At 49.1% G+C, this 8,626-nt stretch carries 8 protein-coding genes; 4 read left to right on the forward strand and 4 right to left on the reverse strand.

What is annotated here, in order from left to right:
* Positions 1-26: 26 nt before the first annotated feature.
* The 4 genes from ACLBVC_RS22150 to ACLBVC_RS22165 all read right to left on the reverse strand — a co-directional run bounded on the left by ACLBVC_RS22150 (position 27) and on the right by ACLBVC_RS22165 (position 4,604).
* The gene (locus ACLBVC_RS22150; protein ID WP_410151420.1) at positions 27-779 is read right to left on the reverse strand and encodes a fimbria/pilus periplasmic chaperone; all 753 of its coding nucleotides are present in this window, start codon (positions 777-779) and stop codon (positions 27-29) included.
* 62 nt (positions 780-841) lie between these two features.
* Complete coding sequence (locus ACLBVC_RS22155; protein ID WP_410151421.1) at positions 842-3,397, reverse strand: outer membrane usher protein; 2,556 nt, start codon at positions 3,395-3,397, stop codon at positions 842-844.
* The gene (locus tag ACLBVC_RS22160) at positions 3,397-3,831 is read right to left on the reverse strand and encodes a fimbrial protein (protein ID WP_410151422.1); all 435 of its coding nucleotides are present in this window, start codon (positions 3,829-3,831) and stop codon (positions 3,397-3,399) included. Before ACLBVC_RS22160 ends, ACLBVC_RS22155 begins: the two co-directional genes overlap by 1 nt.
* A gap of 245 nt (positions 3,832-4,076) precedes the next feature.
* Positions 4,077-4,604, reverse strand: coding sequence for a fimbrial protein (locus ACLBVC_RS22165; protein ID WP_410151423.1), 528 nt, complete (start codon positions 4,602-4,604; stop codon positions 4,077-4,079).
* A 743-nt stretch (positions 4,605-5,347) separates the two neighbouring features.
* Between ACLBVC_RS22165 and ACLBVC_RS22170 the strand changes: the two genes are divergently transcribed.
* The 4 genes from ACLBVC_RS22170 to ACLBVC_RS22185 all read left to right on the forward strand — a co-directional run bounded on the left by ACLBVC_RS22170 (position 5,348) and on the right by ACLBVC_RS22185 (position 8,310).
* A complete protein-coding gene (locus ACLBVC_RS22170) occupies positions 5,348-5,959 on the forward strand; it encodes a helix-turn-helix domain-containing protein (RefSeq protein WP_410151424.1) in 612 nt (203 codons plus the stop codon).
* 155 nt (positions 5,960-6,114) lie between these two features.
* Complete coding sequence (locus ACLBVC_RS22175) at positions 6,115-6,309, forward strand: hypothetical protein (RefSeq protein WP_410151425.1); 195 nt, start codon at positions 6,115-6,117, stop codon at positions 6,307-6,309.
* 136 nt (positions 6,310-6,445) lie between these two features.
* Positions 6,446-7,198 carry an AbiTii domain-containing protein gene (locus ACLBVC_RS22180; RefSeq protein WP_410151426.1) on the forward strand — a complete coding sequence of 251 codons (753 nt, stop codon included), beginning with the start codon at positions 6,446-6,448 and terminating at the stop codon, positions 7,196-7,198.
* Positions 7,199-7,275: 77 nt separating this feature from the next.
* Positions 7,276-8,310 carry an IS110 family RNA-guided transposase gene (locus ACLBVC_RS22185; protein ID WP_410151427.1) on the forward strand — a complete coding sequence of 345 codons (1,035 nt, stop codon included), beginning with the start codon at positions 7,276-7,278 and terminating at the stop codon, positions 8,308-8,310.
* The last annotated feature ends 316 nt before the right edge of the window (positions 8,311-8,626 follow it).

An 8,626-nucleotide genomic window follows, 5' to 3' on the forward strand; every position in this document is an offset into this window, starting at 1 on the left:
CTTTTTGCCTGCACACTGCCCGTTCATCAGCCTGCGGTGATACTACTGACCGCACAGGTGCTGCCGTTGCAGCTGAAGTTGAGCTTTGGACGTCCGCCAAAATCATTCACAAACGTCAGCACCGGATGGCTGCCGAGCACACTGCCGGATACCCCCAGCGCAATACTGCTTTTAGGGTTCACCATCACTGGCTTAAAACCGTCAACTGAGTTGCCTTTTTCCGCGGCAGACGCGGCAACAATTGTCACAAAATACGGCGTTGGGTTAGTCAGCTGATAACTGTCACCCTGCCGGGTCAGCGTCAGTTTCTTCTGCGCGTTATTATCTTCACCCTGCTTAATTTCCAGCGCTTCCGGACGGTAGAACATTTTTATCCGGGTCTGGAGCGCCAGCTGAAGTGTGTTCGGCTTGTTGCTTTTGGGCGGGATCTCACGCACGTTGAAATAAAATAACGATTCCCGGTCCTGCGGCAGCGCACCGAGACTGTCGGTGGCCTGGATCTTCACCTGCCCTTTGGCTCCGGGTTCCACGCGTTGCAACGGCGGCAAAGCGGTAACCGGGGATTCGATTTTTTTACCGTCGGCATCTTCCAGCCACGCCTGCGCCAGATAAGGCAGGGATTTATTCTGGTTGCTGATACCTAATGAGATGGATTTCGGCCCGGCGTTGAAAATTACGCGTGTCCTGTCCAGTGCAATGGCGGCATGCGCCTGCTGGGCTGTCAGTATCAGAGCGATGATGCTCAGGGCGATTTTCATAGGTTTTTTTGAGGTGTTCATAGTCATACTCATTGAGACTTCACTTGTTCATAAAAGGTTGTGTGGACGGCTTCACGCGTTTGTCAGTTATTCTTTTTCACCAGACGGCACGGCAGCAACAACCCCTTGCCGTGCGCCGGTAAAGGCGATGGCAGGTCAATGCGACACTGCACGCCATCGCTCCAGCTGATATTCATCAACTCACCGGGACGAATACCCGAGAGCCAGGTGCTGCCGTTTTCGCCGACAATCCCGGTCTGCGTGCCCTGCTTATTACGAATTTCTGCCCCAAACGGCGGCGAACTGCCATCGGCCAGTTTGATGATGGCCATCGCTTTTTCACCGGCCAGAATGCCGAACTTGCGGTAACCGATGGCGCCTTCCGTCAGCGTGCCCTGCACCACCGAGCGGGTGGCGTCCACGTTGTCCGGCAGTTTGTCGAGATCAACGTTCACACTGCTGCGGTAATAACTACTGACATCGCTGACAACAGCCTTACCAAAGGAGTTTGTCCGTAGCGTGCCACCGGAACCGTGTACCGGGACATCACTCACACCTTCGGAATCGATCATCATTCGCGTACCGCCCGGCGTGCTGATACGGTGCAACGCGGCACCTTCTGCTGTGGCGGTGATCCCACCCTGCATAGAAACCCCGTAAGCGTTATATTCACTGCCGCTGTAACTGGCGTTGGCCGTCATGCTGGCGTTATCGCCGTCGTGAGTGAAATACCCGCTGGCGGTGCCCTCTCCGCCGGACGTGGTGCCCGCATTAATCCGGTAGTTATTGTTTTCATCCAGCCGGTTGTAATAGCCGACGGTGCGGTTATTGCTGCCATCGCTGTACTGACTGTTGTAGCTCAGACTGCCGCCGTTACCCCACGGAAGGGAAAGGCTCAGATACATGCCGTCGTCGTTCGCCCCGTCTCGCTGCGAGCGGTACGCCGAAATGCTGATGCTGACATTTTTAAAGTTTCCGACATCAAAGAAGTTAGAGACCGACAGGTTCCAGGTATCTGTTGCATCACGATCCCAGTAGGTTTGATGGCTGTAATTCACATAAGCACTGATATTGAGCGGCCGGAACTGCTTGTTTAATGTGACGGTGTACAGCTCTTTGTCACTGCCTTCATTGTTGTTTTCGCCGTAACGTCTATCCAGATACTGCGACATGTTCATGAAGTTTTTTTCCGAGAAGCGGTAACCGGCGAAGGTCACCTGACTGTCGTATTCATCAAAACGTTTTGAATAACTGACTCGGAAAGATTTACCGCTTTTGGTGCCCTCGTCCGGCAAAGATGCCTGCGATTGTGTAACGTCCATCGACACCGCCCCGAAGGCCAGCAAATCGCGCCCCGCCCCAAGTGACACTGCGTTGTAGTCTCCGGCTAACAGCGCGCCGCCGTACAATGACCAGCCGTTGTTGACGCCCCAGGAAAATTCCCCCGTGGCAAAATCCGGCCCCTGAGTATGGTGGTCATGGTCTGAGGGCTTACCGGCAGAGAGTTTGTAACGCACCAGCCCCGGACGCGTCAGGTAAGGGATACTGGCGGTATCAACGATAAAGGTAGAGACGCTGCCATCCTGCTCCTCGACTTTCACATCAAGCTTGCCGGAAACCGCCGAGTTTAAATCCTGAATACGAAACGGACCGGCCGCAACAGTCGTTTCGTACAACACCCGCCCTTGCTGGCTGATGGTGACCTTGGCGTTGGTTTTTGCCACGCCCACCACTTCCGGTGCATAACCTCGCAGGTTTGGCGGCAACTGATTATCATCGGTCACCAGGCTCGCCCCGCTGAAACTGAAACTGTCAAACATCGCAGAGTTCAGCGACGTTTCGCCGAGCACCATTTTCGCCCGCAATGACGTCACCGCACGGTAAGCGTAAAAACGGTTCCAGTCCCAGGACTTCTGCGTTGTGCTGTTCTCGCCAGTGGCCTTGCTGTACTGCGCCTGCCAGTCAGCCCGCATGCGCCACGGGCCGAGATTCACGCCCGTTGTCCCGTTCCCGCTGACCATGCGACTGCGGCCACCGTGACTCTGGCTTGAGTTCATTGAATTCACGTTGTAATCAAACAGCGCCCCCGGAATACCGTTATCCCAGTGGGATGGCGGCTCCCAATTTTCGGAGGTGTATTCCATGTAGGCCTGTGGCACGTTGACGTTCAACGCGCCGTTGCCCATATCGGCCGTTGCCGTGATACCGTCCAGAGATTTCAAATTCAGGCACTGGTTTTCGTGCCACCAGGTCGCCCCTTTTAACGTCGCCGGTTTCAAACCAAATTTCCCGACCATCTCAGGCGTCAGACATGCCTGACTGCCTTTCGGGTCACCTTCCGGTGCCAGGAATTCCACGGACTGGTCGGGGATATCGAATTTATTGACGCGCAGTGACAGCTGATATTTTCCCGGCATCACATAGCCCGCCTGAGAAAACTGCCCCAGATCGATATTGGCGCGCTCTTTCACATCCAGCACATCGGTGTTGAACTGCACCGCTTCTTCTGCACGGGCTCCGCGCATCGGAAACAGCGCCATCAGAACACCCACCGCTATCGGGCATAATGCCCCGCCGAAAAACGGTGAGAATCGGTTATTATTTGCTGACGAAATAAGGTTTTTCACTTTTACAGTCATCAGAAGTAGTCCACCTTAAAACGCAAAATGGCGTGATACTCACCCACTTTCAGGGGTTTTTCGTTACTCACCAGACGCAGGGTGTAATCCAGTCGCTGAGTTCCCGGCACCAGGGAACCGGCAGGAAGTGGCTGCCCCGGCGTGGCCAGATTGCCATATACATCAATAATCTGTAGCCCGATACCTTCCGCACCGCTGACGCGAAACAGACCGTGGTCAGAAGGTCCATCAAACGTGGTCAAGAAGTGCGTCCGGTCTGGTTGTTCCTTGTCATGCGAGTTCAGATCGCAATTCACCAGAGTCAGTGAAAAGGTCTTTTTTGATCCCCGACCGTTGAGCACCATCTCACCGACCGTTGAAATACCCATTTCGATACTCTGATGAAGATCTGCGGTGGCAATTGCACAAGGTGTATCGATAATGCGCCCCTGCATGTGGACAGATCCGAATTCAGGTGCGGACGGCGAAGCATTTGCAAAGCTGAATACCACTCCCAGAACGGACAGTATCAACAGGGAAGGCAGCCTTTTCTTACAAAATGAGCAGACTAATGACATGCGAAAATCCGGGTTTGTACATCTCTGGCTTACGCGATGCAGCGGGGTGTTAATACCGGACTAACATCCCCACCGCATAGCGACGTGAAGGCGAATACGCGTGGTATCCGCCATTCAGTTTCTTACGGGTAATCGAGGGCAAAGTTAGCCACAGACTGGAAGCTTCCCGGAACGATAGTTGCGCTCGCGCCGTCACCTTGCAGATAAGCGGCAAATGAAAGGTTGTTGGTGCCGTTCAGAAGAGCCTGTGCTGGAGACGCGGTCCCCAGTTTGACTAACTCACCGGTGGTGGTGCTGATACCAATTGAGGCACCTTTAGCAGAACCGGCCAGACCTAACAGATCTTTATTGGCAGCCGACGCAGTACCGGAGAATGTGGTAGTAACGGTTTTGGACGTGGTGGTATCACACTGTTCCAGTTTGATGGTGAAGACCTGAGGAATAGAACGGCCACCGTCTTTCAGTGCCAGATTAGAGACCTGGCCCAGATCGACAGTCTGGTCGGAGCTTTCAGGCATAATTGAGCAAGGAGCATCAATGATGGAACCGGTGAAAGTCACAGTGCCGTGGCCCTGGTCTTTCGCATTTGCCGCGCCCATTGCCACACCGGAAGCCATAGCTAAAATTAAAGCGATTTTCTGGATATTCATAAAAACCTTTATTTCTCGATTATTATTCGCATACATTCATAATTGAAAAAAAAACATAAATGATCTGAAAAAAATATGCACTCGAATCATTTGAATTGCTTTAAACAATCATGAAATGCGATTTCGTCATCCGTAACAATTACCGTCGGGATAACACACTTCGGAATTCAACAACCATCCGATGTGCAGATAATAATGAGAGGTGGCATTTCGGGCAAAGGCAGACCAGTCCAATTTTGGAATGTGTTTTAGATGTATACTTCGGCCTTATCTGTATCCTAAAAATGCATTGCACTTTGTCTATTAACATATTTACCGGGAAATTGGGAAAACATGCATTTTTTTAAGAATGATAACAGCAAGACTGACGTCAAGGTTCTGTCGTCGTTTGATGATTTTAGTACGTGGTATATGAGCCATTGTGACTTCAGTATGTTCGATGAACGAGATATCAAAGCCATGCTGGATGAGGAAAAACCTGATTTTTACCCCTGCATTCCCCTGATGTCAGATAAGGACTACGAAGTGATTTATATTGGAATCGATTTAGTCACCCATTGGTTTAGCGCGGTCTAGGATAATTTACTGTTCTTTATCAAAATTATAATTAATCTCTGTCTGCGTTTCTTTTAACTATTTCACGCCTATTGCTCGTGATTCTCCCTTCCAGTTGCTACGCTTAGAGTATTCACCTTAACTAACTTTAAATGCTCATGACTAAAAAATTCACACCAGCACCCACCATGGTTGATAACACTTACTGCCTAATACTGTTGGAAAAAATGAGCCCCTGGCTTGAGTACAAAACTTTTGCGGCCGGGCAGCGCTTCACCCGAAGTGCTAAAGAACAATCGAAATGCTACATCATCCGGACGGGGGCTATTTCACTTCATCGTCAACCGGATGATATCCTTATTGATTATTTTTCTGCTCCGACAATCAGGGGTATAATACCCATACCCAATAATTTCGAATCGTTATATGTCATCAAAGTTATTGACGAGGCTGAAATAGCCATTTTGGATCTTGATATCTTCAATATTTTATTGAGTGAACTCAATCTTTGGGAACCTTTCGCCAGGCACCTACAGATGCTTGCCAGCCTCGCTCCGGAAGTGATATTCCGGCTGAATTCGCGCAGAATTTACGAAGCTGTGCGCATGCAGCTTTATGAACTGATAGCAAAACCGGAATCTATACGTGAACAGATCATTGTTGAAAACTTTATCCGGGCCAAAGTTCAGGCGTCGCGCAGTGCCGTGATGCATATTCTTTCTGAACTCAAGAAAGGCGAATATGTTGTTATCGAAAACGGGGTACTTAAAAGTGTTAATTCAATTCCTGAGCGATTTTGATTTGGCCTTCCCGGTTCCCGCTAAAACAGCTTATCTGCCGAACGTTTACATTATCGTTGGGCAGATCGCACCTTCCTCTGCCTCCGCATTGCCCTAATTAATTGATGAGTCTGTTCAAAAATTTGCGTTTGTAACTCGCTGCCGATGCGCAGACGATGGAGTCTCTTGCTCACCACAACCGCCGTGCTGGTGGAGGAGTTAATGTGGGATTTTTAAGCGGATTGTTCGCCCGTATTACCGGTCAGAAACCGGAACAAAGTACGGAACAAACACCACCTTATGAGGAGTTAAAAATGGCAAAAGTACTGGTCACTTTATCCACCCAAACACGCTTTAAGATAAGTATCTAATTTAAATGAAAAAATGCCAACTTATCGTGAATAAATTAATTTTCACATCTACTTCAGTATGGACTGCATTATTGCTTTCATTCTCGTTAAAGGTTGTATCATTTACTGTACCAACCATAACAACGAGAATCCCCAAGTGACAAAATCGCTTGTACATCAACTCCAGTCTGAAGCAATCGATGACTCAGCCAGTATTAGTGGCTTATTGATGAAAGCCAAATTAGTAGCTGCTAAATTGAGCCTTGATGATTTAACTGAATGGATTGAGTTCGAATTAGGCGGATTTCCTTCTCGAGAACAAGTTCCGTCGTATAGAAGGTTTCAATGTAAACCTGAAGCATTCAACCCGTATGTTGGTTGGATACCTATCGACTTTGGAACAATTCCCAAGAAATTAATGTATGAATTCTCGACAATCTACATGCAGGAGTCAATTTCAAGTGTAGAAAAACATGCGGTTGGTTCCGGAAAGCTTGAAATGCGAATGCCTGAAATGCTTACACAACTGCTTTATGCCGGCAGGGACTCAGAAGATAGGTTTAAAATTTCATGGCGTTTTAGTGCTAACTCTTTGAGTGGCGTACTGACCGCTGTGAGAGGTCGCATTCTCACATGGTCACTTGACCTCGAAAAGCAGGGAATTCTTGGTGAAGGTGTGAGCTTTTCATTCAAAGAAAAGGAGATAGCCAGCATGGTATTCAAAAACGATTTCAATGGTGCTGTCATTAACAATAACGGTGTACTGGCGTCATCAACTGGTGATGTCACCCAAGGCAATAAAATGAACGCTGGCTCGTTTGAATCTCTACGAGATGAGCTGAAGAAGATTGGCTTGAGTGATGTTGAAATTGATGAATTGCATAAGGCAATCGAAAATAGCGAACTGTAATGATGTTATGGACGCCCCTCCCTGAAGTAGCCAGTGCCATACTCTATTGACTGCAATTAATTCAGGAGTGATATCACATGAACACAATCAGAGTTGTTGGTATCGACATTGCCAAATCTGTTTTTCAGGTATGCGTTTGGATGGTTGATGGTTCAATTGCATATAACAAGAAGATCTCCCGTTCAAAATTGCTGGATTGCGTTCGACACTTCGAGCCCGGAACGCTTATCGCGATGGAGGCATGCTCTACTTCGCACTTCTGGGGCAGAACCTTCAGAACGATGGGATACAACGTCAGACTGATACCTGCCCAGCACGTTAAAGCCTTTGTCAGAAGCCAGAAAAACGATGCTAATGATGCGCTGGCGATTTGTGAAACAGCACTCCGCCCTGGCATCCACTTTGTTCCGGTCAAAACTGCTGAGCAGCAGGATATCAAAGCGCTGCGAAATACCCGTCAGCTCATGGTTGAGCAAAGAACGGCGCTGGCTAACCAGCTTCGTTCTCTGCTCGCTGAATATGGTCTCATTATCCCTGTCGGGATCCAGTGCCTCCAGCAGCACCTGCCTGAACTGATGGAAGACGCGTCGAATGAGTTAACGTTCACTGTCCGCCGTTTACTTTCTACATTGCGGGAAGACATGCAGGCGCTGAATGAACGCGTCACCGGACTGGATAAGGAAATTGCTGCATTGTCTTCACAACAAGCTGCCTATCGCCATTTGTTAACTATTCCGGGAGTCGGCCCGCTCATCGCGGCAGCGTTTATCAGTGAAGTGGATGCAGGGCAATTTTCCAGCGGCAGAGAGTTATCAACCTGGTGTGGTCTGGTTCCCCGGCAGCACAGTTCGGGAGGCAAGCAACGATTATCCTCCGTGACAAAAAATGGCAATCGTAGTCTCAGAACATTAATCATCCATGGAGCACGGTCTGTAATGCGTTGTATGAAAAAGCGCGATGACAGTCTGGGTCTTTGGCTGCAAAGGCTTGAAGCTCGTCGGGGGTTCCTGAAAACCACGGTTGCACTGGCGAATAAACTGACGAGAATTATCTGGCGTGTGCTGACCGATGGGGTTGATTTTAATATGCAGAAGGCCGTTGCAATGAATTAGCTAAAAACAGCAATTTACAGAAACTTATTTAACTGAGTTTGCAGGCACTGATGAGAAAACGGCTACCGTCCCTGTAACAGCCTGAAGTTGACCTGGGTAATCATATACCGGTGTAGTGATAAGGAAACAGGGCTCGGATAACATCATGGCGCGGGTAAATTAACCCACTAACGACGCCGGATATATGGTCGCAAACCGTATCGAACCAGTACTTGTAACACCCGGGGCGTCCATATATGGTCAACTTAAACCGGACACGGATTTAGGCACATTGTTGTAATCGGCGTTCATATTCATTCGGCGATATATTGCCCAA

It is taken from the genome of Rahnella selenatireducens, assembly GCF_046449555.1.
Taxonomy (GTDB): domain Bacteria; phylum Pseudomonadota; class Gammaproteobacteria; order Enterobacterales; family Enterobacteriaceae; genus Rahnella; species Rahnella selenatireducens.

What these genes read in the sequence shown, in the direction of transcription:
- ACLBVC_RS22150 (WP_410151420.1), bottom strand. Translation starts at nt 779, where the DNA reads ATGAACACCTCAAAAAAACCTATGAAAATCGCCCTGAGCATCATCGCT.
- ACLBVC_RS22155 (WP_410151421.1), bottom strand. Translation starts at nt 3,397, where the DNA reads ATGACTGTAAAAGTGAAAAACCTTATTTCGTCAGCAAATAATAACCGA.
- ACLBVC_RS22160 (WP_410151422.1), bottom strand. Translation starts at nt 3,831, where the DNA reads ATGCAGGGGCGCATTATCGATACACCTTGTGCAATTGCCACCGCAGAT.
- ACLBVC_RS22165 (WP_410151423.1), bottom strand. Translation starts at nt 4,604, where the DNA reads ATGAATATCCAGAAAATCGCTTTAATTTTAGCTATGGCTTCCGGTGTG.
- ACLBVC_RS22170 (WP_410151424.1), top strand. Translation starts at nt 5,348, where the DNA reads ATGGTTGATAACACTTACTGCCTAATACTGTTGGAAAAAATGAGCCCC.
- ACLBVC_RS22175 (WP_410151425.1), top strand. Translation starts at nt 6,115, where the DNA reads ATGGAGTCTCTTGCTCACCACAACCGCCGTGCTGGTGGAGGAGTTAAT.
- ACLBVC_RS22185 (WP_410151427.1), top strand. Translation starts at nt 7,276, where the DNA reads ATGAACACAATCAGAGTTGTTGGTATCGACATTGCCAAATCTGTTTTT.